General features: G+C 62.7%; 22 protein-coding genes and 1 pseudogene. 10 read left to right on the forward strand and 13 right to left on the reverse strand.

The annotated features are described in order from the left end of the window. Positions 1–113 precede the first annotated feature (113 nt). Positions 114–539: a peptide-methionine (R)-S-oxide reductase MsrB gene (msrB, locus tag CXR25_RS11005; RefSeq protein WP_069600287.1), complete on the forward strand. Its 426-nt coding sequence runs from the start codon at positions 114–116 to the stop codon at positions 537–539. Beyond that, a complete protein-coding gene (locus CXR25_RS11010) occupies positions 536–1,054 on the forward strand; it encodes a GNAT family N-acetyltransferase (RefSeq protein ID WP_069600288.1) in 519 nt (172 codons plus the stop codon). The genes msrB and CXR25_RS11010 overlap by 4 nt, the downstream gene beginning before the upstream one ends. A gap of 14 nt (positions 1,055–1,068) precedes the next feature. On the opposite strand, the gene CXR25_RS11015 is transcribed toward CXR25_RS11010, so the two are convergent. Then, positions 1,069–1,542: a MarR family winged helix-turn-helix transcriptional regulator gene (locus CXR25_RS11015; protein WP_096158814.1), complete on the reverse strand. Its 474-nt coding sequence runs from the start codon at positions 1,540–1,542 to the stop codon at positions 1,069–1,071. A 127-nt stretch (positions 1,543–1,669) separates the two neighbouring features. Here CXR25_RS11015 and CXR25_RS11020 point away from each other — a divergent pair, with 127 nt between their 5' ends. Next, positions 1,670–1,882, forward strand: coding sequence for a hypothetical protein (locus tag CXR25_RS11020; protein WP_035279299.1), 213 nt, complete (start codon positions 1,670–1,672; stop codon positions 1,880–1,882). 80 nt (positions 1,883–1,962) lie between these two features. Here CXR25_RS11020 and hemQ read toward each other — a convergent pair whose 3' ends face one another. The 3 genes from hemQ to hemE form a co-directional block, all read right to left on the reverse strand. Then, entirely contained in the window at positions 1,963–2,673 is a 711-nt protein-coding gene (gene hemQ, locus CXR25_RS11025) for a hydrogen peroxide-dependent heme synthase (protein WP_009884412.1), read from the reverse strand. Positions 2,674–2,777: 104 nt separating this feature from the next. Next, positions 2,778–4,181, reverse strand: coding sequence for a protoporphyrinogen oxidase (hemG, locus tag CXR25_RS11030; RefSeq protein WP_069600290.1), 1,404 nt, complete (start codon positions 4,179–4,181; stop codon positions 2,778–2,780). Positions 4,182–4,185: 4 nt separating this feature from the next. Then, positions 4,186–5,232: a uroporphyrinogen decarboxylase gene (hemE, locus tag CXR25_RS11035; RefSeq protein WP_009884410.1), complete on the reverse strand. Its 1,047-nt coding sequence runs from the start codon at positions 5,230–5,232 to the stop codon at positions 4,186–4,188. A 150-nt stretch (positions 5,233–5,382) separates the two neighbouring features. Here hemE and CXR25_RS11040 point away from each other — a divergent pair. Together CXR25_RS11040 and CXR25_RS11045 are read left to right on the forward strand one after the other, a co-directional pair. Beyond that, positions 5,383–5,996, forward strand: a pseudogene (locus CXR25_RS11040) (DUF3000 domain-containing protein). Further along, entirely contained in the window at positions 5,993–7,168 is a 1,176-nt protein-coding gene (locus CXR25_RS11045; protein ID WP_069600291.1) for an HRDC domain-containing protein, read from the forward strand. Before CXR25_RS11040 ends, CXR25_RS11045 begins: the two are co-directional and overlap by 4 nt. A gap of 50 nt (positions 7,169–7,218) precedes the next feature. Here CXR25_RS11045 and dxs read toward each other — a convergent pair whose 3' ends face one another. Next, a complete protein-coding gene (gene dxs, locus CXR25_RS11050) occupies positions 7,219–9,159 on the reverse strand; it encodes a 1-deoxy-D-xylulose-5-phosphate synthase (RefSeq protein WP_069600292.1) in 1,941 nt (646 codons plus the stop codon). 538 nt (positions 9,160–9,697) lie between these two features. Beyond that, complete coding sequence (gene acnA, locus CXR25_RS11055; protein WP_096158815.1) at positions 9,698–12,382, reverse strand: aconitate hydratase AcnA; 2,685 nt, start codon at positions 12,380–12,382, stop codon at positions 9,698–9,700. A gap of 275 nt (positions 12,383–12,657) precedes the next feature. Here acnA and CXR25_RS11060 point away from each other — a divergent pair, with 275 nt between their 5' ends. After that, the gene (locus CXR25_RS11060) at positions 12,658–12,849 is read left to right on the forward strand and encodes a hypothetical protein (RefSeq protein ID WP_009884405.1); all 192 of its coding nucleotides are present in this window, start codon (positions 12,658–12,660) and stop codon (positions 12,847–12,849) included. Between the two features lie 69 nt (positions 12,850–12,918). Here CXR25_RS11060 and CXR25_RS11065 read toward each other — a convergent pair whose 3' ends face one another. After that, positions 12,919–14,232, reverse strand: coding sequence for a class I SAM-dependent RNA methyltransferase (locus CXR25_RS11065; RefSeq protein ID WP_125240549.1), 1,314 nt, complete (start codon positions 14,230–14,232; stop codon positions 12,919–12,921). A 6-nt stretch (positions 14,233–14,238) separates the two neighbouring features. Beyond that, the gene (locus CXR25_RS11070; protein ID WP_009884403.1) at positions 14,239–16,149 is read right to left on the reverse strand and encodes an APC family permease; all 1,911 of its coding nucleotides are present in this window, start codon (positions 16,147–16,149) and stop codon (positions 14,239–14,241) included. Positions 16,150–16,285: 136 nt separating this feature from the next. Here CXR25_RS11070 and CXR25_RS11075 point away from each other — a divergent pair, with 136 nt between their 5' ends. After that, positions 16,286–16,957, forward strand: coding sequence for a potassium channel family protein (locus tag CXR25_RS11075; RefSeq protein ID WP_009884402.1), 672 nt, complete (start codon positions 16,286–16,288; stop codon positions 16,955–16,957). Further along, complete coding sequence (locus CXR25_RS11080; protein WP_009884401.1) at positions 16,954–17,619, forward strand: potassium channel family protein; 666 nt, start codon at positions 16,954–16,956, stop codon at positions 17,617–17,619. The genes CXR25_RS11075 and CXR25_RS11080 overlap by 4 nt, the downstream gene beginning before the upstream one ends. A 39-nt stretch (positions 17,620–17,658) precedes the next feature. Here CXR25_RS11080 and CXR25_RS11085 read toward each other — a convergent pair whose 3' ends face one another. From CXR25_RS11085 to dut, 3 genes are read right to left on the reverse strand one after another with little or no spacing between them, the layout of a single operon-like run. Then, complete coding sequence (locus tag CXR25_RS11085; protein ID WP_009884400.1) at positions 17,659–18,033, reverse strand: OB-fold nucleic acid binding domain-containing protein; 375 nt, start codon at positions 18,031–18,033, stop codon at positions 17,659–17,661. Between the two features lie 5 nt (positions 18,034–18,038). After that, complete coding sequence (locus CXR25_RS11090; RefSeq protein WP_125240550.1) at positions 18,039–18,902, reverse strand: DUF3710 domain-containing protein; 864 nt, start codon at positions 18,900–18,902, stop codon at positions 18,039–18,041. Positions 18,903–18,908: 6 nt separating this feature from the next. Next, the gene (dut, locus tag CXR25_RS11095; RefSeq protein WP_009884398.1) at positions 18,909–19,382 is read right to left on the reverse strand and encodes a dUTP diphosphatase; all 474 of its coding nucleotides are present in this window, start codon (positions 19,380–19,382) and stop codon (positions 18,909–18,911) included. Positions 19,383–19,446: 64 nt separating this feature from the next. On the opposite strand from dut, the gene CXR25_RS11100 reads away from it, so the two are divergent. Beyond that, a complete protein-coding gene (locus tag CXR25_RS11100) occupies positions 19,447–19,902 on the forward strand; it encodes a DUF3093 domain-containing protein (RefSeq protein WP_009884397.1) in 456 nt (151 codons plus the stop codon). A gap of 115 nt (positions 19,903–20,017) precedes the next feature. On the opposite strand, the gene CXR25_RS11105 is transcribed toward CXR25_RS11100, so the two are convergent. Further along, complete coding sequence (locus CXR25_RS11105; protein WP_009884396.1) at positions 20,018–20,317, reverse strand: DUF4193 domain-containing protein; 300 nt, start codon at positions 20,315–20,317, stop codon at positions 20,018–20,020. 286 nt (positions 20,318–20,603) lie between these two features. Here CXR25_RS11105 and CXR25_RS11110 point away from each other — a divergent pair, with 286 nt between their 5' ends. Then, a complete protein-coding gene (locus tag CXR25_RS11110; protein ID WP_009884395.1) occupies positions 20,604–20,831 on the forward strand; it encodes a Med9 domain-containing protein in 228 nt (75 codons plus the stop codon). A gap of 92 nt (positions 20,832–20,923) precedes the next feature. On the opposite strand, the gene CXR25_RS11115 is transcribed toward CXR25_RS11110, so the two are convergent. Next, positions 20,924–22,030, reverse strand: coding sequence for a ferrochelatase (locus CXR25_RS11115; RefSeq protein ID WP_009884394.1), 1,107 nt, complete (start codon positions 22,028–22,030; stop codon positions 20,924–20,926). Positions 22,031–22,136 lie beyond the last annotated feature (106 nt).

Below are 22,136 nucleotides of genomic sequence, written 5' to 3' on the forward strand. Positions count from 1 at the left end.
CCCAGAGTCCACGCGCTGCCACACCACGCATCGTCCGCAGCAGGACTGCCGGTGTGTCAGGCGGCGGTGGGACAATGGGAGACACGAGAAACCGACAAGGCCCGGAGGTCGCGATGAGTCAGTCACCGAATGCCAATGCAGAAGCCAATCCCGAGGAAGTCCGCTGGCAGGATGTGCTCACTCCTGCCGAATTCGCGGTGCTGAGGCAGGGCGGTACGGAACGTCCGTTCACGGGCGAATACGTCGACACGACGACTGTCGGAATGTACCAGTGCCGTGCCTGCGGCGCGGATCTGTTCCCCTCAGACACCAAGTTCTCCTCCCACTGCGGTTGGCCCTCGTTCTATGCACCACTGGCCGAGGACCGGGTGCGCTACCTCCGCGATTCTTCGATGGGCATGGAGCGCATCGAGGTCCGGTGCGCGAACTGCGATTCGCACATGGGTCACCTGTTCGAGGGCGAAGGCTACGACACGCCCACCGACCTGCGCTACTGCCTGAACTCGGTGTCGCTGCGGCTCACCGAGGGACAGGAGTGAGCGAAGACTCCCAGCTCGTCGTCAAAACCTTCGACGAACTCACCCTCGCCGAGCTCTACGGGATCATGCAGCTGCGCTCCCAGGTCTTCGTCGTCGAGCAGAGCTGCATCTTCCTCGACCAGGACGGTGTGGACACTCTGCCGCAGACCCTGCATGCCTTCTTCCCCGGAGACGTTCGAACCATGCAGGATTCTCACGGCGCCGAGGTGGGCCGGAGTCTGGCCCCCAATGCCTACGCTCGTATGCTGCCGCCCGATTTCCCGGACGGGCCGGCGTTCGAGCCCGGTGCCCGCAGCATCGGTCGCGTCGTGACCAATCCCGAGGTCCGCGGCGGAGGCTGGGGGCGACGGCTCATCAGTGAGCTCGTCGCCGGTCACAGTCACGGACTGCTGACGCTCAACGCCCAATCTCACCTTGAGAGCTTCTACGCCGGCTTCGGGTTCAGCCCGAACGGTCCACGATTCTTCGAGGACGGGATCGAGCACACACCGATGTCACGCCCAGCGATCGCCTGAGGCTTCGGGACACACTAGGCTTGGGCCGAACTGTCCTGCTGCTGCGCATGAGAGGCGTCGACTGCCTCGATGAGGCGCGTCATCGTTGAGTGGAGCTCACACAGATCTGCCTCGCCCATATCGAGCTTGGCCATCATCTGCCCGGGAATCGCCTCAGCCGTCTTCCGCAGCTTCGCACCAGTCTCGGTCAGGGAGACTTCGACGATCCTCTCGTCGTGGCTGCTGCGTCGCTTCTCCACGTAGTCCAATGCTTCGAGACGTTTGATCAGCGGCGACACCGTTGCCGCCTCGAGTCGCAGCAGCTCGGCGATCTTTCGCACTGGCAGCCTCTCATGCTGCCAGAGAGCCAACATGACCAGATACTGCGGGTGGGTGAGATTGATGGGCTCGAGCACCGAGCGATAGGCGGAGATCACTCCGCGAGAGGCCACGGCCAGGGCAAAGCAGATCTGGCTCTCCAGAGCCAGAGGATCGTTTCTGGTCTGCATCTCTTCTTTGTCCTTCCACCGGCGACGCCATTTAGTTAGCGCACTAATGATTAGTGTACACTGTATGTATTGCGTTCATCTCAGCCCGACGCCAGCTGTCCGGCTCCACATCACCGAATGGAATCACATGTCAGACTCCCACGATCCTCAGCGACGCGTTGCCTGGCTCAATCGCTTCTTCCGCAAGATCGTCGGCCCTGCACAAGTCGACAACTCCCGTCCCGGTGGCTATTACGAAGATGAGCACCTGCGCCATGAGCGCCTCGACGCGATGGGCCTGGAGATGCGCACCGACGCCAACGGCCATTCCTATGTGGTGAAGAAGCAGAACCCCGAATAGTCAGCGCGGGGTGCGCGTCCCGGAACGCACTCGGGGCCGCGCCGAGGTGGTCTCCCCCGTCGCGGCCCCGAGCCGAAAAATCAGCGCCAGTCGGTGATGATATCGACGAGTTCGCGCAGCGGCCCGGTGTAGAACGGAACCTCTTCGCGCACGTGCAGGCGCGCCTCGGTGTTGCGCAGATCGCGCATGAGGTCGACGATGCGGTGAAGTTCGGGGGCTTCGAAGGCCAGCAGCCATTCGTAGTCACCAAGAGCGAAGGAAGCGATCGTATTGGCCTTGATGTCCTTGTAGCCAGCGGCGGCCATGCCATGATCGCGCAGCATCTTCGAGCGCTCCGCGGGATCAAGGAGATACCAGTCGTAGGAGCGGACGAACGGGTACACGCAGATGTACTTGCCTGGTTCGTCATCGGTGAGCAGTGCAGGCAGGTGCGCCTTGTTGAACTCGGCCGGACGGTGAAGTCCCACGACTGACCACACAGGTTCGAGGACTCCGCCCAGCATGCTGCGGCGCACTGCCGAGTAGGCGGCCTGGACCAGTTCGATGGTCGGCGCATGCCACCAGAACATCACGTCGGCATCTGCGCGCAGGGCGGAGACATCGTAGATTCCGCGAACGACGAGACCCTGCTCCTTCAACGGGGCGAGTGCTTCGTGGACCTCGTCGGCGAGTTCGGCGCGATCGGCGTCACCGAGTTCGCCGGCGGAGGCGAAGACCGAATACGCGATATAGCGCGTCTCGTTGTTCGCCTGATCGATCTGCTCGTCGGTGGGGTGAGAGTATTCGCTCATTCCTGCTCCTTCTTCTGTGTGTCGGTGCTTGTGCACGATTCTGTGTAGCGGTCGAGCCTGCGAGGTGGTCGGGGCTGCGAAGTGGTCGCGCCCGTCTGGAGTGTTCAGGTCTGCATCGATGTGATTCTCTGGGCTACGGTCTCTGCCCGGCTGATGCAGGCAGGAATGCCCACACCGAAGTAGGCCGAACCGGCCAGTTCGAGTCCGGCGATGTCGTTGATCTCCTCATCGATTCTCGCCACCATCTCACCATGCCCCGGCAGGTACTGCGGCAGAGCACGTTCCCAGCGATGCGCCTCGGCCGCGATCAGCCGATCCGAACTCCGGCCGACGGTGGCCTGCCAGTCGTCGAAGGCCTGTGAGATGAGCTCTTCGTCCGTACAGTCCTGCCAGACCCCGGGCTCGTCCCCGTATCGTCCGATGCTCATCCTGATCAGGGCGGTTCCTGCGGGGATGCGCTCCCCCGTCCAGGGCCACTTGTTCGACACGAAGGTCGACGCCTTGATGAATGATTTCTCCGTCGGCGGGATGAGGAAGCCGGAGCCGTCGAGTTCACCCTCTCTGAGCTCGACAAGTGCAGGGATCAGAGCGGTGGACGCGTAGGGCACGGAGGCCAGCATCGATGCGGACCGAGGGGCCACCTCGGCGATGAGATCCTTCGTCACGTGTGCGGGGGTGGCCAGCACCAGACCGTCGGATTCCAGGCTGAAGTCCTCGGTTTCAACGGTCCAGCGACCGTTGTCGACGTGAACCGAGTTCACTCGTGTGTCGGTGTGGATGGTGCCGTTGTGCTCGCGGATGCCCTCCACGAGGGCGGGAACCAGACGGTTGATCCCGCCGATGAGGCTCATGAACACCGGCCGCGGGGTCTTCCCGTCAGCCAGCGCTGCCGACTGCGCGTCACGGGCTGCGAGCAGGGTCTCGACCAGTTCGAGCACCGAGGTACCTTCTGCTGCGGCTGGCAGCAGGGCAGGCACCGTCGCCGCCAGCGACAGGTCACGGCATCGTCCCGCATACACGCCCCCAAGCAGAGGGTCGACGAGTGTGTCGACGAGGTCAGCGCCGAGGCGGTCGCTGAGGAAGTCCCCCAATGACACATCGCCGCCGTCGATCGGTGCGGTGATGACCTCATGTGCGACGCGCTCGCTGGCGGCCGGCCCGAGGAGGTCACTGACCTCGGAGCCGTTGCCAGGCACTCCCATGACGGTGCGTTTGGGAATCGGGTGGAGGCGTCCCTTCGACAGGACTCGCGAACTGTGCTTCGTGGAGGGGAATTCGACGTCGAGCCCGAGTTCGGCAGCCAGGTCCTTCGTCTCGGGGCGACGGTACAGGCTGGCTTCGGCACCGGTGTCGAGGCCCACTGGCACAGTCCCGTTCAAGGTCGTCGAATGCAGGCAGCCGCCGAGGCGGGAGTCAGCTTCGATGAGTGTGACCCGATGATCAGGGGCCAGTCGATGGGCGGTGACGAGACCGGAGATTCCTCCCCCGACGATCGTGATGTGACGCATCGCCTCAGCCTCGTGCGGCCAGGATCTCTGCGGAGACGCGGTGGACTTCGTCCACGATCCGTCCGGGCACGTCCGGGTCGGTGTAGGGCAGGACGCCGTGGCCGAGGTTGAAGACGAAGCCTGCTTCATGGTTGAGGCCCTGTTTCACGATCTCCTCGATTCGCGGTGCCAGAGCCTCCCAAGGGGCGAAGAGCAGCGCCGGATCGAGATTGCCCTGCAGCGGTTGGCCCGGCTGCACTCGCGTTGAGGCATCGTCCAGGTCGACTCGGAAGTCTACGCCGACTGCGGTGGAGCCGGCGCGTGACATGGAGGTCAGGAGCTCACCGGTCTGGACACCGAAGTGGATGCTCGGCACCTCGTGGTGGCGCAGCGATTCGAAGACCGCGCTGGAGTGCTCGACGACGTGAGCCTCGTAGTCGCGGCGGGACAGGTAGCCTGCCCAGGAGTCGAAGAGCTGGAACGCTGAGGCTCCGGCGCCGAGCTGGACGTCGAGGAAGGTCGAGGAGATCCGAGCGAGCTTGCTCAGCAGCAGGGAGAAGGTCTCCGGGTCGGAGGCCATGAGGGATTTGGTCTTCTCATGGTTCTTGCTCGGTCCGCCCTCGATGAGGTAGCTGGCCAGCGTAAAGGGAGCACCGGCGAATCCGATCAGCGGAGTCTCCTGGCCCAGCTCTTCGAGGATCCGGCCGATGGATTCCGCAATATCGGGAATCTGCTCGGGTTCGAGCTCGGCCAGTGCGTTGACATCGGCACGGCTGCGGATCGGGTTCGCGATCACGGGACCGGTGCCGGGGACGATCTCCACATCGACTCCGGCCGCCTGCAGCGGCACCACGATGTCGGAGAAGAAGATGGCGGCATCCACACCGTGACGGCGCACCGGCTGCAGGGTGATCTCGGAGACGAGCTCCGGGGTCCGGCAGGCATCAAGCATTGCGGTGCCGGCACGCAGTTCGCGGTATTCGGGAAGTGAGCGGCCTGCCTGTCGCATGAACCAGACGGGAGTGTGCGCAATCTGCTCTCCGCGCAGGGCGGGCAACAAGGTTGAAGTCATGTCTCCATCCTCCCATGCTCCACGGACTGATGCCCACCGGATGCCGGTTTCAAGACTCCGAGTCTTGCTCGCGGGTGCGGGCGAAAACTCTTGGTTCCGCCACGGCGTGGACGGTTCACCTCTACCGTGGCCTGATCTATCGTGGCAGGTGTGGTCAACACCTCACCTCTCAATCGCATTCCGCCGGAGTTCTCCGCCGTGACCTCGGTTCTGCGCGAAGCCCGGAACACGAACAACGTCTCGATCTCTGAAATCCCGGCGCCGGCTCGTCTGGCGCCGTACTCCTATGCGCTGGGAGCCGAGGTCAGCGCCGATGAGACCTTCCTGCGTGCCAGCGGAGAGGCCATCGACGAATTGGCCACCGGCCGCATCGTCGTCCTCTTCGACCCCAGCTCCCCGAGGAGTGGGAAGGGCGATTCCGGGTCGTGTCCTATATACGTGCCGAACTCGAACACGAACTCGGCAATGAGACGATGCTCGGTCCGGTCGCCTGGACCTGGCTCGAAGAAGCTCTGGAATCCAATAACTGCGAGGTCGTCGCCGCCGGAGGCACGACCACCCGCGTCCTCTCCGAGAGCTTCGGCACGCTTGCCGATCGGCCGTCCACGATAGACTTGGAGCTGCGCGCTTCATGGACCCCCGTGATCGCGGAGCCGGAACTGATCGGCGATCACTTCGAAGCGTGGATCGATCTGCTGTGTACAGTTGCCGGACTGCCACCGCTTCCTGAAGGAGTTTCAGCCCTGCCCGGGCGACGTCGATGACAACCGAACTACCGCTCTTGGCCACACCCGCAGACGGCGTACCGCCACTCGTCGACACCCCAGCCGAATTCTCCTCGGCCTGTGCCGAGCTCGCGCAGGGATCCGGTCCCATCGCCATCGACGCCGAGCGTGCCTCGGGTATCAGATACGGCCAACGAGCCTTCCTGGTGCAGCTGCGTCGCGCGAACGCCGGCACCTACCTCCTCGACTCCGAGGTGCTTGCTGACCTCAGCCCGCTCAATGACGCATTCGCCGGGGCGGAGTGGGTCATTCACTCTGTGACCCAGGATCTGCCGTGTCTGCAGGAACGCGGCATGCAGCCCGAGGTGCTCTTCGACACCGAGCTTGCTGCCAGAATGCTCGGGTGGGAGAAGTTCGGTCTCGCCGCCGTGGCAGAGAGGACTCTCGGAGTCCGTCTGGCCAAGGAGCACTCGGCAGCCGACTGGTCGAAGCGGCCGTTGCCGAAGGAGTGGCTCAACTACGCAGCCCTTGACGTCGAGGTGCTGCTGCCCATCCGCGACATTCTCCACGAGGCTCTCATCGAGGCCGACAAGTGGGAGTTCGCCAGGCAGGAGTTCGAGCATCTCCTCGATTTCCAGCCCAAGCACTTCACCGAACCCTGGCGTCGGACCCATGGGCTGACCAAGCTCAAATCGCGCAAGGACATCGCCAAGGTGCGCGAACTGTGGACGTCTCGTGATGAGATGGCCGCCGAGTCTGACATCGCGCCCTCACGCATCCTCCGCGATCGCGATCTTGTCGCCCTCGCCCAGTCACGGGTGCAGTCGAGCGACGACATCATGGCGACGTGGCCCAAGCTCTCCCGCGCGAACTCCGGTCGACTGTACCGGGCCTTCCGCAAAGCGACGCGGCTCACAACAGAAGAATTGCCTGCGCGCAAGGAAATGCACGCAACGCAGTCGCGGTCTCCTTTCAGCCACACTGATATCAAGGACCGGGTCTCTGCCCTCAAGGCGGCAATGGCCGAGCTGTCCGAGGAGCACACGATTCCCCACGATGTGCTGCTGCAGCCGGCCATCGTCAAGGCGCTCGGCGCGCAGTCGAGGGTCAACGTCGAGGAGTTCCTCTTCGAAAGGGGAGCTCGGAGATGGCAGGTCGAACTGAGCGCACCGGTGCTCAGAAGCACCCTCGAGTCACTGCCCCGAGCCTGAGAAGTTCTCTGCCCGGCTCAGCAGCTCATAGGGTCAGACGGCTCTTCGAGTCAGACGGCTCGGCGTGAGCTCTGCTGAGCGCGTTCCCTGACCTCTGCGGGCAGGATATGAACGATCTCGGAGACGATGGTGGCCACATCGAGGCCCGCGTATTCAAGGATCTCATCGCGAGTGCCCTGTGGCAGGAACTCATCGGGTGCTCCGAGTTCGAGGACACCGACACGAGAGTCAGCGGCGCGCAGATCACTGCGGATCTGTGAACCGACGCCACCGACCTTGACGCCGTCTTCGATGACTGCGACGAGACTGTGCTCAACGGCCATGTCGATGACACCGCCTGGCACAGGCAGCACCCAACGCGGGTCGACGATCGTTGACGCAATGCCCTGGTCAGCCAACTCTTCGGCCACTTCCTGAGCACGTCCGGCAAATGGCCCGACGGACACGATGAGTACGTCTTTGGGAGTGCCTGCCGGCACCTCTCGCAGAACGTCGACGCCATCGTCGAGACGACGCAGCGCCGGAATGTCCGTACCCACACTTCCGCGCGGGAACCGGATCACGGTCGGTGCGTCCTCGATGGCAACGGCCTCGGCCAGTTCCTCAGTCAGACGCGCCGCATCACGAGGGGCGGCCAGCTTGAGGCCGGGCACGATGCGCAGCATCGCCATGTCCCAGATTCCGTGGTGGCTGGCGCCATCGGGTCCAGTGATTCCTGCCCGGTCCAGGACGAAGGTGACTCCCTGACCGTGCAGGGCCACGTCCATGAGTATCTGGTCGAACGCGCGGTTGAGGAACGTCGCGTAGATGCACACGATGGGGTGCAGTCCGCCGTAGGAGAGCCCGGCTGCGGACGTCACTGCGTGCTGTTCGGCGATGCCGACGTCGAAGACCCGCTCCGGATACACCTCGGCGAACTTCGCGAGACCCACGGGCAGGAGCATTGCAGCGGTGACTGCGACGATATCGTCGCGGTTCTTCGCGATCTCGAGCACTTCGCTGCCGAAGACCGAGGTCCATGAAGTCTGCTTCGACGGGGTCGACTTGCCGGTCAGAGGGTCGATGACTCCGACGGAGTGGAACTGATCGGCATCGTCATTGAGCGCCGGGTCGTAGCCCTGGCCCTTCTGAGTGATCATGTGCACGATGACGGGGCCGCCGTCGTACTGCTTGGCACGCTGCAGCGCCTTCTCGACCATCGGCAGGTCGTGGCCGTCGACAGGACCCAGATATTTGATCCCGAGTTCGTCGAACATTCCGGCCTGCTCAGCGGAGACCATGTCCTTGAGGCCTCGTTTGACCCCGTGGATGGCGCTGTAGGCGGCCCGTCCGGGTGCGCCCGACTGCCGCAGCGTCGATTTGCCCCAGGACAGCAGCTTTTCGTATCCGGTGGTGGTGCGCAGTTCATCGAGGTGCTCGGCGAATCCGCCGACGGTCGGGGCGTAGGAGCGTCCGTTGTCGTTGACGACGATGATGAGCTTGCGTGGTGGTGTCGACTTGTCGGCCGCGATGGTGTTGAGGGCCTCCCAGGCCATACCGCCGGTCAGTGCACCGTCACCGATGACGGCGACGACATGACGGTCGCTTTCACCTTTGAGTTGATGAGCCTTCGCGATTCCGTCGGCCCAGGACAGTGAGGCCGAGGCATGGGAGTTCTCGATGACGTCGTGTTCGCTCTCGGCCCGGCTCGGGTATCCCGAAAGCCCATCGCGCTGGCGCAGACTCGAGAAGTCCCCCATGCGTCCGGTGAGGAGTTTGTGCACATAGGTCTGGTGGCCGACGTCGAAGAGGATCGTGTCGTGCGGGGACTCGAACACGCGGTGGAGACCGACTGTGAGTTCGACCACGCCGAGGTTGGGCCCCAGGTGACCACCTGTGCCGGCGACCGTGGTGACCAGGTAGTCCCTGATCTCCTTCGCCAGGACCTCGCACTCGGCGTCGTCGAGTTCACGCAGCTGTGATGGCGAGTTCATCGACTCGAGGAATGTCATTCGACCTCGCTCCTGAATGCACAATAGATGGTCTGATACTGCAATTTCCGCTCGAATCATCTTAACGCTTCACGGCCCAGAGTTCGCCTTCAGGCGAGCTCATCCGCCATTGAGTGTGTCTGGATCCACAGCCACCCCGGTGTCTGGGGCACGGACACCCGAGCATCTGGCACGCGGGCTCCGGGTTGTCAGCGCGTCCGAGCTCAGCGGCGCAGAGTCCCCCGCGGCACCCAACACCGCCACTCGCAAATCCACTCTCAGCAGAGGTTGCCTAAGGCACTGACGGTCAGTATTGCGCTGCCAAGGGTATGAGTTGGCAGCAATGGTGGGCATAGGCGGCGCGGGGAGGACTTCACACCTGCAGGAGGCCTTGGCGCCAACGGTAGGGCTTGGCGCAATCCGGCATCTCCTGCCCAACCGTACACAAAGGGTATGGACATCCAGCTATAGCCACCCGAGCACGACGAAGGCCGGCGGGATGTTCCCACCGGCCTTCGTCAATCAGTCCTGATTACCGTTCAATCAGTCCTGATAATTATCAGGCAGTCGCGAGCTGACGCAGCACGTACTGCAGGATGCCGCCGTTGCGGTAGTAGTCAGCTTCACCCGGGGTGTCGATGCGGACCACTGCGTCGAAGTCGACGGTGGTTCCGTCTTCCTTCGCGGCCGAGACCTTGACGGTCTTGGGGGTCTTGCCCTCGTTGAGCTCGGTGATGCCGGAGATCGAGAAGGTCTCCGTACCATCGAGGCCCAGCGAGTCAGCCGACTCGCCGGCGGGGAACTGCAGAGGAACAACGCCCATGCCGATGAGGTTCGAACGGTGGATGCGCTCGAAGCTCTCGGTGATGACAGCTTCGACGCCGAGGAGCTTCGTGCCCTTGGCCGCCCAGTCACGCGAGGATCCCGAACCGTATTCCTTGCCACCGAGGATGACAAGCGGGGTCTCGGCCTTCGCGTAGTTCACGGATGCGTCGAAGATCGAGGTCTGCGGACCACCCTCCTGAGTGAAGTCGCGGGTGAAGCCACCCTGGACTCCGTCGAGGAGCTGGTTCTGCAGGCGGATGTTCGCGAACGTACCGCGAATCATCACCTCGTGGTTGCCGCGACGCGAGCCGAAGGAGTTGAAGTCCTTGCGCTCGACACCGTGCTCGATGAGGTACTTGCCGGCCGGAGTATCAGCCTTGAAGGAACCTGCTGGCGAGATGTGGTCGGTGGTGACCGAGTCGCCGAGCTTCGCCAGCACGCGTGCACCCTTGATGTCGGAAACAGGCTCTGCTTCCAGGCCCATTCCGTCGAAGAAGGTTGGCTTGCGCACGTAGGTCGACTCATCGTCCCACTCGAAGATCGCGCCTTCTGGCGTCTGCAGCGCCTTCCAGCGGTCGTCACCTTCGAAGATCCGGCCGTATTCCTCGTCGAACATATCTGTCGAGATCGACGAAGCGATGACCGATTCGACCTCTTCCGGCGAGGGCCACAGATCCTTGAGGTAGACGTCCACGCCTTCCGAGTCCTGGCCCAAAGGCTGGTTCTCGAAGTCGAAGTCCATAGTTCCGGCCAGAGCATAGGCGATGACCAGTGGAGGCGAGGCGAGGTAGTTCATCTTCACATCGGGGCTGATGCGGCCCTCGAAGTTACGGTTGCCGGAGAGAACTGCACTGACCGCCAGGTCGTTGTCCTGGATGCTCTGAGAGATATCGGAATCGAGCGGTCCGGAGTTGCCGATGCAGGTGGTGCAGCCGTAGCCGACGACGAAGAAGTTGAGTGCCTCGAGGTCCTCGATGAGGTTGGCCTTCTTGTAATACTCGGTGACGACCTTCGAACCCGGAGCGATGGAGGTCTTGACCCATGGCTTGGAGTTGAGTCCGCGCTTGCGGGCATTGCGGGCCAGGAGGCCTGCAGCCAGCATCACCGATGGGTTCGAGGTGTTGGTGCACGAAGTGATCGAAGCGATCGCCACAGCACCGTTGGCCAGTTCGAAGCTGGATCCGTCGCCGGTGGTGACGGGAGCCGACTTGTTCTCTTCGCCGGGCTTCGCGTAGTTGTGGATGTCCTTGGCGAACTGGTTCTTCGCGTCGGAGAGTTCGATGCGGTCCTGCGGGCGCTTCGGTCCTGAGATCGAAGGCACGACGGAGGAGAGATCGAGCTCGATGTACTCCGAGTACTCAACTTCCTTGCTGGGGTCGTGCCACAGGCCCTGGGCCTTGGCATAGTCCTCAACCAGCTGGATCTGTTCGGCCGAACGACCGGTGAGCTTCAGGTAGTCGATGGTGACCTCGTCGATCGGGAAGATCGCAGCGGTCGAACCGAACTCGGGGCTCATGTTGCCGATCGTCGCGCGGTTGGCCAGAGGCACCGCGGAGACGCCCTCGCCGTAGAACTCGACGAACTTGCCGACGGCTCCGTGCTGACGCAGCATATCGGTGATCGTGAGCACGACGTCCGTTGCGGTCACACCGGAGGGAATCTCGCCGGTCAGCTTGAAGCCGACGACGCGAGGGATGAGCATTGAGACGGGCTGGCCGAGCATGGCTGCCTCTGCCTCGATGCCGCCGACGCCCCAACCGAGCACTCCGAGGCCGTTGACCATGGTGGTGTGGGAGTCGGTGCCGACCAGGGTGTCCGGGTAGGCGCGGAGCACACCGTCGACCTCACGCGGCATGACGACGCGTGCGAGGTGCTCGATGTTGACCTGGTGAACGATGCCCATGCCTGGAGGAACGACCTTGAAGTCGTCGAAGGCCGTCTGGCCCCAGCGCAGGAACTGGTAGCGCTCACCGTTGCGCTTGTACTCCATGTCCATGTTGAGCTCGATCGCTTCGGCGGTGCCGAAGTTGTCGATCTGGACCGAGTGGTCGATGACCAGCTCGGCCGGAGCCAGCGGGTTGACCTGCTCGGGCTTTCCACCGAGCTCGACGACCTTCTCGCGCATTGTCGCGAGGTCGACGATGCAGGGCACGCCGGTGAAGTCCTGCATGACCACACGGGCGGGGGTGAACTGAATTTCCGTAGCCGGTTCGGCACTGGGATCCCAGTTGCCGAGGGCTTCGATATGCTCCGAAGTGATATTCGCACCGTCTTCAGTGCGCAGCAGATTCTCCATCAGCACCTTGAGGCTGAAAGGAAGCTTCTCTGACCCTGGGACCTGATCCAGGCGATAGATCTCATAATCCGTATCGCCTACGGTCAGGGTGCTCTTCGATTTGAACGTATCGACGTTGCTCATCGTGATTCTCCTGTTTCATCCGACACTCATCCAAGAAACCGGGCAAGCCCGTGAGCCGCGCACCGATTTACGCGACACAAATGTTTCCAAAAGTATCTTGACGTCAAGATAAATTCTATCTCATTTGGCCGCCCTTGACCACCTTCTGACGGTGGCCTGTCGGTGAACTGAGAATCGGGTTTTCCCCAAGCGAGCGTCCGGACAACTCCAGCGCGGAGCGGCGTCGAAGAACCCTAATCTGGAGTCATCTCAACAGCAGCGAGCAAGGAGCTCTCATGGACCCGTTCACACTCGGAGCCGGATTCGGATTCGGCGCACTCCTCGTGGGCATCATCTTCGCCGTCATCTGCCGTTCCCTAGCCGACGAGAAGGGCCGCTCCTCCGGATGGTGGGGGCTGTGGGGCTTCCTGACCACTTTCATCGCCCTCATCGTCCTCATCCTCCTCCCACAGCGGTCCCAAGTCTGACCTCCCCCGCCGAGGTGGGAACGCGTCAACCCCTCACCCTCGCCGAGGTGGGCCGTCGTCCCGCAACTGTCACCGTCTGAGGACGGTGACAGTTTCCACGTGTGAGGTGAGTGGGAACAGGTCGAAGCCGGAGAGGCTGTCAATGGCGAATCCACCGTTGACCAGGACCGCGAGGTCCCGAGCCAGGGTGGCGGCGTCGCAGGAGACGTAGACGATCGTTGTCGCGCTCGATTCGATGAGTGCCCTGGTGACGGCTTTACCGGCGCCGGCACGCGGCGGGTCGAGGATGATGACGTCTGAGTTCGGGATCTTCGCCCGATCTGCCCGGGACGCATCGAAGTTCGCGGTGAGGCCCTTCGCGTTGACTTTTGCGTTCTCGATGGCGGACTTCGCACCTTCGACCCCATAGAGTCGTGCACCGGTGGCGGTGGCGGCACTGATTCCCAACAGCCCGACACCACAGTAGAGATCCGTGATCATCTGCGTCTGGTCGCTGAGAGCGGAGTTGACCTTCTTACTCAGCAGCCCCGGAGCCTGTTCATGGACCTGCCAGAATCCGTCGGCCGCGACCCGGTAGTCACGCCCGGAGACCGTTTCGATCAGCTGGTCCTCTCCCCTGACCACGGCCAGCTTCGAGTGTCCGCCCTTCGTTCCGGCTCCCTTGCGGCCGGTGCCGTTTCGCGCGTCTGCGAGAACTGACCACTGCGAGGGCAGGATCTGCGCCAGCTCGGAGAGCCCGGAGGGATCACAGTCACCGCGCACGATGGCGGCTCCACGATCACCGGCCCAAGCGAACTCAAGTCGATCGGCACCGGGCAGGCGCAGTGAGGACAGGGCCACCTCGGCGATGGCAGACGTTGCCAGTGGAGCGGCGGTCAGCGGCACGATGTCGTGGGAGCGCGGTGCCAGCATGCCGAGGCGACCGTTGCCGTCGACGGCCAGCTGCACGCGGGTCCGCCAGTTCAGGCCGGTGGTCTCCCCCGGTGCGGCCGCCACCTCGACGCTGCGGTCGATGTGGCCGATCCGGGAGAGCTGATCGCGGAGGACTTCGGCCTTGAGCTCACGACTGTGGGCGAGGTCGACATGGGCGAACTCCATCCCGCCGAAGAGCGCCCCGGCGTCGGCGCCTTCTGTGAGGAACTGCGAGCGACGGTCATCGACTCGGAATTCCGAGGCGTCGAGGACCTCGGTGACATCGGCGCGCAGGAACTTCGCCTTCGGCCCGGCTTCGGTGCGAGCACGCACTGTCTCCCCCGGGATCGCACCGGTGACGAAGACGACCTGCCCCTCGTGGCGAGCGATGCTGCTGCCTCCGGCAGCGGGGCTCTCGATGTGCAGGGTCAGATCCATGGCCGGGATCTCTTCGGCTGAAGGTGCGCTCATCGGTGTTCAGGCCTGTCTGTACAGTGGATTGTCGTTTTCGGGTCCATCGCCCTCGTACTGCCGGGAGAAGGAACGCAGCCGCCAGGGCACGGAGACCACGACGACGTTGGGGACCAGCAGCAGACGAGTGCGCAGCTTCAAGGCTACTTGGTTGTGCAGGATGTGCTCCCACCAGCGCCCGACGATGAACTGGGGAATGTAGACGATGACGAGGTCGCGTGGGGATCTGCGCCGGATGGCCAGCACATGCGCCAGCAGAGGCCTGACGAGCTCTCGGTAGGGAGAGTCGAGGACCGTCAGCGGCACGGGCAGCGCCATCTCGTTCCATTGCCGCTGCAGGGCCGCGGCAGAGTCCTCATCGACGGCGACGGTGATGGCCTCGAGCTGGCTCGAGCGTGTCACCCGTGCATAGGACAGGGCTCGCAGGGTCGGTTTGTTGATCTCATTGACGACGACGATCGCGTGGGTGTTCGACGGGATCGTGCGGGATTCGCTGTCCGTCTCCGGTGCCAGTTCCCGTGCCACGCGGGAGTAGTGGCGATGGATCGCACCCATGATCATGAACAGTCCGGCCATCGCCGCGACCGCGAGCCAGGCACCGGCGAGGAACTTGGAAACGATCACGACGAGCAGGACGCCGGAGGCGATGACGCAGCCGGCGCCGTTGACGAGACGGTTGAGGTGCATCCGCACGCGCGCCTTGGACTCGATGACCAGGCGCAGCCGTTTGTTCCAGTGGAGGACCATGCCTGCCTGACCCACGACGAAGCTGGCGAAGACGCCGACGAGATAGAGCTGGATCAGTGTCGTCGCCGAGGCTCGCGTGGCGACGACGAGGAGGATCGCGGCGAAGGCCAAGAGCAAGATGCCGTTGGAGAACGTCAGCCGATCGCCCTTCGTCGCCAGCTGCCTGGGCAGGAATCCGTCGCGTGCCAGCCGGGAGGCGAGGCCGGGGAATCCTTCGACCGCGGTGTTCGCGGCGACGATGAGCACGAGCGCTGCGACGAGCACAACGAGGTAGAACATCACGGGTGCATTGTCGAAGATGGCATGGGCCAGCTGCGCGAGCACCGGTTCCTGTTCGTATTCGGCGCTGACCGCACTGCCGTCGGGTCGCATCAGGTAGAGATGCGGATCGTCGACGTATTTGACCCCGGTCACCGACGCCAGATAGGTCAGGCCGGTGAGCATCAGGGCCGCCAGCAGGCCAGAGAGCAGCAGGGTGTTGCCGGCATTCTTGCCGCGCGGCTTCTTGAATGCGGGCACCGCTGTGGCCACCGTCTGCACACCGGCCAATGCCACCGACCCCGAGGAGAAGGCGCGCAGGACGATGAGGACCGTCGCCAGTCCGAGGGTGGCCTCGTCGTTGATCCCCGTGTGGGCAACGGTGTAATCGGCCGTCTCCGCCTGCGGGAGGTCGCCGGCGCCGACCCGCAGCAGGCCCACGCACATGGTGAGGAATACAGCGCCGAGGAACAGGTAGGTCGGGACGGCAAGCAGCACAGGGGTGGCGCGTGAACCACGCAGTCCGGCCAGGGTGATGAGCAGAATCCCGATGATCGCCACGGGGACACGGTATGGGGCCAGAACTGGGAAGGCCGTGGTGATGTAGGCGGCGAAGACCGTCATCGACACGGCCAGGGTCAGCACATAGTCAACCAGCAGGGCCGCGGCGACGACCAGACCGGCACGGGGCCCGAGGTTCTTCGACGCGACCTCGTAGTCGCCGCCGCCCGAGGGGTAGGCCTTGACGTTGATGCGATAGCAGGCGACGATCACCAAGATCACCGCGCCGACGGCTACACCGATCCAGGGCGCCACAGTCAGAGCGACAAGAGATGTCAGGGACAGCGCCAGTAGGATCTCGTCGGGGGCATAGGCCACGGACGAGAGCATGTCGGAGGCGAAGACGGGCATTGCGATGCGCTTCTTCAGCGCAGGCGCACGCCTGTCCTCACTGCGGAAGGGCCGTCCAACGAGTAGTCTTTTGACGGCATCAGAAAAACTGCTGGCCACGGGCACTAATGGTAGATCAATGCGGAGAGGATTACCCATGCACTTCGTGATTATGGGCTGCGGCCGAGTCGGAGCGTCCTTGGCCAAAGCCCTCGATGCCAACGGGCACTCGGTGGCTGTAGTCGATCGCAACCCCGATGCGTTCCTCAAGCTCGGCAGGGAATTCAGCGGTTCCACCATCACCGGCATCGGGTTCGATCGTGAGACCCTCTCCCAGGCGAAGACGTCGGACGCCTACGCCTTCGCCGCCGTCTCCAGCGGAGACAATTCCAATATCCTTGCCGCGCGTGTCGCCCGGGAGACCTTCGGCGTGGTCAACGTCGCGGCCAGAATCTACGATCCCAACCGCGCCCAGGTGTTCGAACGACTGGGCATTCCGACCGTTCCCACAGTGAGGTGGACGGCCGACCAGGTGATGCGCAAACTCGTTCCGCAGGGATCCATCACCGAATTCCGCGAGCCTTCAGGCAGGCTCGTGCTCGCCGAAGTCCATCTCGATCCCGGCTGGGTGGCCAGGCCGATCAAGGAGATCGAGACCAGGACCAAGGCACGAGTCGCCTACGTCACACGCCTGTCCGAGGGCATCCTCGCTCACGAGGATCTGCTCCTCCAGGACGGGGATCTGGTCCATCTGATGTGCCCGGTGGACCGCCTCGGCGAGATCGAGAAGATCCTGGACCAGCCGGTGCGAGCAATGGAGGAAGAATGAGAGTCGTCATCGCAGGGGCCGGATCCGTCGGTCGTTCAGTGGCTCGGGAACTCCTCGACAAGAAGCACACGGTCATGCTCATCGATCAGAGCAAGGAGGCTCTGGGCCATGAGCGCATACCGGGGGCCGAATGGCTGCTTTCGGATGCGTGCGAGCTGGCGGGATTGGGTGAGGCCAAGCTCGAGGAGGCCGATGTCGTCGTGGCCGCGACCGGTGACGACAAGACCAATCTCGTTCTGTCTCTGCTGGCGAAGACGGAGTTCGGTGTGCCGCGCACCGTTTCGCGGGTGAACAACCCGAAGAACGAGTGGCTCTTCGACGAGAACTGGGGAGTCGACGTGGCAGTGTCGACTCCACGACTGATGACCGCACTTGTCGAGGAGGCCGTCGAGGTCGGCGGCCTGGTGCATCTGATGAGCTTCGAACGCGGTCAGGCTGGTCTGATGGAGTTCACCGTTCATGAGTCGTCCGCGCTCGTCGCCTCACGGATCGGCGAAATCGCCTTCCCGCTGGACACGGTGCTCGTCGCGATCATCCGCAACTCGAGAGCCTTCGCGCCCAGCGCCGATGACGTGATCGAGGCCGGGGACGAATTGTTCTTCCTCTCCTCACCCGATCAGGAGGGCGCACTGCTGAGCCTGCTGCAGGCTCCGGCGACTTGAGCTGAAGATCTCAGGCCTTGGCCTCGTCGCCAGAAAGAATTATTCGTGGTCGTCGCGGGTCTGGATCAGCTCATAGACGGGGTTATGGGCCTTCAAAGCACCGTCGTGTGCGCAGAAGCGCCCCTCGAGGACGATGAGTGCACCGGGCTTGATTCCGCTGATCTCGCGGCGGCCCAGGAACTGCGCATGGACCTCGCCGGTCCCGTCAGCAACCGTGATGTGCAGACGGGGACTGTCGCCGCTGCATGACTGCGTCACAGCGCTGACGACTCCGGCGATACGTGAGAGCTGCCGTGGGCTGAGGTCCTGCACACTGATGACGCCGGGAATCTGGGACACCAGTCTCAGATCGGCCCGCGCCTCAGCGTCTCTGGACCCGAAGTCACGCACGAGGCGTGTGATGAGATCCAGCATGGATCTCAGCGAACCTCGGTGATTTCCGGGCCGCGTTCGAACGGGTTGAGTTCGTCCTTGTCTTCGTCCTCAGTCTCGGAATCTCCGTTGACCTCGGGTGCTGTGAGCACGATGAGCTCACGCGGAGCCATCGCCTCCTGGCCCCTGTCGACGATGACGCCGCGGAAGAGTGCGCTGAGTTCGGACCGGATCTCATCGTTGGTCACCGCCTTGCCGGAGAACACCGCGCGTACGAACCAGCGTGGTCCGTCAACGCCTGCGAAACGCATGGCGCGCTTGCCGGGACGACCGTCCTCGGTCTTGGCTGAAACTTCGACGGCCAGTTCCCTGCCCAGCGCGGTGTGCAGCTCCGAGGCTTCCCCACCCTGTGAGGTGACGCCGCTGGCCAGCTGTTTGCGGACCGTGTTCCACAGTCCCTCTGATCGCGGTGTAGCAAAGGCCTGCAGCTGGATTCCGCCACCTTCGTGGATGAGCGTCACCGCCAGCACGCGCTGGGACTCGTCGTCGGTGTCCAGGCGCACCTGCATACCGTCGACGACTGGCACCTTGAGAGCACCCAGGTCGAGCCTGTTGAGCTCGGGGTAGTCTTCCGAAGCGTCGAAGGGACCCTTCTCCGAACGGTCGTAGGGAGCGGACTTCTCGAGCAGGGCGTCCTCGTCGAGTTCGTCGACATCTTCATCTTCGGCGGCGTCTTCGTCATCGGTGGAGTTGTCGGCGTCGCTCGGTTCGGCTTCGTCTGAATCGATGTCAGTCGATTCTTCGGCCTCGGTGTCTTCTGTCGCAACGTCATCGACGTCGCGCTCCTCGTCGACGGTGTCGTCGATCTTCTCAGCGGAGGATTTCTTGGAGAATCGAGAGAACAGTCCCATGGTCGTTCACACCTCTTTCTCTGTCAGACCTGCTTTTACCCCACCAGTGGAGCCGAAGCCCCCTGCGCCGCGATCGCTGTCGTCCAGCGATTCGACGAGGGTGAAGTCTGCTTGTTTGATTTCTTGGATGACGAGCTGTGCAATGCGGTCTCCGCGCGAGATGCGCACCGGGGTCCGCGCGTCGAGGTTGATCAGCGGCACTTTGATCTCACCGCGATAGCCGGCGTCGATCGTGCCAGGGGCGTTGATCACAGTCACGCCGTGTTTGCTGGACAGCCCAGAGCGCGGATGGACGAATCCTGCGGTACCGATCGGGAGGGCGATTGCAATGCCGGTGGGCACAACCTTGCGCTCAAATGGTTCGAGAACGAAGTCGATCGCTGAGCATAGATCTGCTCCCGCGTCGGACGCATGCGCGTACGAAGGAGGAGTGATGCCTGCGTCGAGCAGTTTGAGGTCAATTTTCAGGATTTCTGCCACAAAGATGCACTCTAACGCCGAAGCCTGAGCGCTTCCAAAAAGTCCGTTATGGGAGAATGGCCCTATGGCAACGACTCAACCCGAAACACGTGTGGTCTACACGGAAAAACTCGGCCCCTCGATCGGTATGTGGATTCTCATTGTGATCGCTGCGGCCTCGACCGCACTGATGGTGTTCCCCGTGTGGACGGCAGGCACCATCATCCTCCCAGTGGTCAGCTTCGTCCTTCTGGCCTGGTGGCTGCGCTCGCTCGGTATTTCGATCATCGTCACCGAACAACAGCTCTTCGTCGGGGACGCGCATATTGATCGCCGTTACGTCACCGATGCCACGGGGTACGACGCTGAATCTGCACGAACCGCGCGGGGAACGGGCCTCGACGCCCGAGCCTTTTTGATGCTGCGTCCTTGGGCCAAATGCGCGGTGCGCATCGACATCCACGATGAGTCCGATCCGACTCCCTATTGGCTGGTGTCGAGCAAACGTCCGATGGAACTCGCCGCCGCACTCAAACCCTGAGACCAGCTGCACCGCTCGGAGACGGCAGACACGTTCACAGGCAGGGATACCAGGTGCCAGAGATACAGAAACGCGCCCCGACAAGGGCGCGTTCTTGTATCATCCGACAGTTGTTTCAGCCAGCACAGTCCGTGCAGATGGGGACTCCGCCTTCATCACTGGCCAACTGAGAGCGATGGCGGACCAGGAAGCATTCCATGCAGGTGAACTCGTCATTCTGCTTAGGCAGCACTCGAACGGAGAGCTCTTCGTTCGACAGGTCCGCACCGGGCAGTTCGAACCCTTCCGCAACCGCGGTCTCATCTTCGTCAATCTTGCTGGCCTGCGCCTGCGAGCGTGAAGCCTTCAGCTGTTCAATCGAATCGCTTTTGATTTCATCGTCTTGCTTACGAGGTGCGTCGTAGTCTGTTGCCATATGGCTCATCGCTCTCTGTCGGGTGTGCTGAAGAGGATTTTCGGCCCCTCTCGCCAAACGTGTCCCCAGCATTGTGCACTGTATGCTTACCGTTGGCAAGACCAGATCGTGAATGTTCACAGTGATACTCGTCACTGATGTGTCAGTTCGTGACGGTTCGCACATACGACTCTCGAAAAGCTCTGCGAGAATGCATAAGTCGAATAGTGCCGATTGAACATCGTCGGTGAACGAAACTGGGATCGCCCCATGCGTGGGAGACGACCCGAGGAAGGACGAATACACGATGAGTGAATTCGCAAATCAACTCGATACCAGGATCGACGATGTCCGTCATCGCCTCCAGGAAGCCCGGTCCGAGGGAGACGACTATCTCGTCGAGACACTCATCGACGACCTGCAGAATCTCTTGGAACTCGCCGATCGCAATGATGTGGACACAGGACCCATAGCCGCCGTCATCACAGCAGAGACCGGAGCCATTCCGATCATTCCTGCACCCGAAGAGTCCTGACTCCCCAGGACCGAAGCAACTGAGAATCCCTCCCCTGCGAATTCTGCAGAGGAGGGATTTCTGTTTGCTGACGAGGCGTGGTGAGGCTTCTCTCAGGCCGGCCAGTTGGGTTCGGTCGCTCGTTCGATGCGTCCTCGGCAGCATTCGATGCTGCACGCGCCGCTGCCGGGAGTCAGCGCTGTGGAACCGGCAATAACAGGGGCAGCTGTCTGCTCACCGCGAAGCTGTGCGATTCTCTCCTCGACGAGGTCGACGAGCCCGGAGACGAACAGGGGATGAGTTCCGACTGTCGCAACGCGGGTGAATGCGAAGTCGAGTTCGGCAGCAGTCTCCTTCGCTTCGGTGTCGAGGTCGAAGGCAACTTCCATGTGATCGGAGATGAAGCCGATCGGCACGAGGACGACGCCGGTGACCCCGTCTTCGGAAAGCTCCCTCATCCGATCATTGACATCGGGTTCGAGCCAAGGGACCTCTGGGGATCCCGAACGAGAGCAGTACACCAGCTCCGCCGGAAGTGCTTCGGATTCCGAGAGTCCCTCGAGGAGGTGGGCCATCAGCTCTTCGTGCTGCGCCTGGTAGCCGCTCGTCGCCACCGCAGAAGCGTCCTGCATGACGTTGGGAATGGAATGCGTGACGAACAGTATCCGATGCTTCCCAGCATCTAGAGCCCCGACCTGCTTCGCAAAGTCGACCAGCCCCTCCTTCAGAAGCAGAGCGCAGGCCTGGGCATACCCAGGGTGGTTGTAGAACTGTCGGATCTTGTCGATCGTGACTGTCGTGCCCTCGGCTGACAGTTCCTGGATCGTCTTGGCGAAGTCCTCCCGGTACTGACGGCACGATGAGTACGACGAGTACGCCGAAGTGTCGATGGACAGAAAACGTGTTCTTCCTGCCTCTGCCTCGGCACGGACCTCGTCTGTCAGGTACGGCTCCCAGTTGCGATTGCCCCAAATCAGTGGAGTATCAATTCCGCGGCGTTCGAGCTCTTCGCGCAATGCCTGCAGGAGCGCCTTGTTCTGATCGTTGATCGGCGACTTTCCGCCGAAGCCATAGTAGTGCTCACCGACTTCTTCGAGTCGCTCCTCCGGTATTCCGCGACCGGCGGTGACGTTTTTGAGGAAAGGGACGACTTCTTCTGGAGCCTCCGGTCCCCCGAAAGACATGAGGACGAGAGTGTCAATGGGTGCAGTCTTATTCACAGTTACTGATTTTACAGCCAGTAGAGATGCCGCGCCCGTTGTCCATACAGTGAGTCAGTTCCTCTCACCGTTCTGACCAGAGATCGGTTCATGGACCGATAGCCCT

Origin of the sequence: Brevibacterium aurantiacum (assembly GCF_003932995.1) — a bacterium.
In the GTDB taxonomy this organism is placed as follows: Bacteria; Actinomycetota; Actinomycetes; order Actinomycetales; family Brevibacteriaceae; genus Brevibacterium; species Brevibacterium aurantiacum.